This is a genomic window from Streptomyces muensis, from assembly GCF_021474425.1.
Taxonomy (GTDB): Bacteria; Actinomycetota; Actinomycetes; order Streptomycetales; family Streptomycetaceae; genus Streptomyces; species Streptomyces muensis.
Genome location: NZ_JAKEIP010000548.1, coordinates 1 through 1,731, shown reverse-complemented (window position 1 = coordinate 1,731; position 1,731 = coordinate 1). Strand labels below are relative to the sequence as shown.

1 protein-coding gene is annotated in these 1,731 nt (G+C 69.5%); it reads right to left on the bottom strand.

Annotation, left to right across the window (positions count from 1 at the left end):
- Positions 1-353 precede the first annotated feature (353 nt).
- Positions 354-1,731 (bottom strand): outer membrane protein assembly factor BamB family protein (locus L0P92_RS44220; RefSeq protein ID WP_234768779.1); only part of this gene is annotated, 1,378 nt, incomplete at its 5' end.

Sequence of the window (1,731 nt, the reverse complement as noted above, 5' to 3'; positions counted from 1 at the left end):
GCCCTGGCCGCCGCACTGAGTCTGGCCGCCGCCACCGACGCCACCGACCCGGGCTCGTAAACACAGCTGACCCTGCCGACGAACATCTATCCGACTACATCTCCGAGGTCGCCGGATCAGTAAAAACTTGTGGTCGCGCAGCGGGGGGGGGGGCGGGCCCTGCGGCGGCGGGGGTGTCTGGGGTGCGCCGAAGCCGCCGCTCCCCGGCTGCTGGGGCGGCTGGTCCTGCGGCGGGCCGAAGCCGCCCTGCGGGGGCTGGTTCGGCGGCGGAGGCGGCGGCTGGGTCATGGCGTGGGTACCTCAGGGGAGGGGGACGAAAGGGGCGGCGGCGAAGGGTCTGTCCGGCGCACGCCTCACTTGCCGTAGGCGAGGATCAGCTTCTCCTTGGCGGCGTCGTTGCCGGTCAGCCGGGTGCTGGAGAGGAAGAAGCGCCCGTCGGCCCAGTCGAACGCCTTGGTGAAGAAGCCGCGCTCGACGTCCGACGCGCTCGCCGGGTTCTGCAGCAGCTTCGTCGGCTGGGGGCTGCTGCCGCTGAGCGGGATGGAGACGACCTGGCCGCCCGCGTCGTACGACGGCTCGACGTAGGCGATGAGCTTGCCGTCCTCGACCTTGACCGGCAGCATCGACTCCTCCGCCGGGGACTTCACGCGCCACTTCTCCTTGCCGTTGGCGAGGTTGATGGCGACGATCTCGTTGGCGCCGGTCGTGGCCTTGGTCGGCATGTAGAGCGTGTCGGCGTCGGCGGCCACGCCGGTGCAGCCCTGGAGGTCACGCTGGAGGATGGCCCAGCCGCACTGGGCGCCGATCTCCAGGGCGACGTCCACCTGCGAGCGGCGCTTGCCGTCGGGACCGAAGGTGGAGATGTTCCACTGCTTCTTGTCCTCGTTGGTGCTGTAGATGACCAGCGGGTCGACGGAGAAGACGCGCGAGACCTTCCAGCCCGAGGCGAACTGCCAGGTCCACTTGGCCTTGCCGGTCGCCGGGTCGAGCTCCTGCACCTCGTCGTGCTCGTTGCTGCGGGAGGCGTTGCAGCCGGACACGACGATCAGCTTCTCGCCGCCCGCGAAGGCGTCGGGGAAGCAGGCGTCGCCGTACTTCTTCTTGTCCCACAGCTTTTCACCGCTGTTGATGTCGTACGCCGTGCCGGACTGCGAGCGGGCCACCACCAGTGTCTTGCCGGTGACGGACAGTTCGACGTCGAGCGTGCTGTCGAACAGCGCGCCGTTGGCGACCGTGGCCTTCCAGCCCTTGGCGCCGGTGTTGAGGTCGATCTGCTGGAGCTGGTTGCACTTGGCGCGGTCGCTGCTGCCGCTCATGTACGCGACGACGATCTTGTCGTCGGCGGACTTCTCCGGGGTGACCGAGCAGATCTTCTCGGGGAAGCTGATCGGGTCCCAGGTGGCCTCGCCGTCACCGACGTTGTAGGCGAAGACCTGCTTGTACGCCGCCTTCACCGCGGTCTTGTCGGTGATCCACATGCCGGGGGCGTCGGCGCCGGAACCGGGCGCGTCGGGCGCCCCCTTGTACCAGAGCACCTTCGAGTCGCCGGCCTCACGGCCTCCGTTGAGGTTCTCCGGGTCGGCTCCGCCACCGCCGCCACCGCCGTTGTCGGGGTCCTCGGTCGGGGACTCGGTGTTCTTCGAGTCCCCGGTCTCCTGGGCGACCGGCTTCTTCGGGTCGTCGTCGCCGCCGCGGGTCACCGCGAACACGGTGCCGCCGATGACGGCCAGC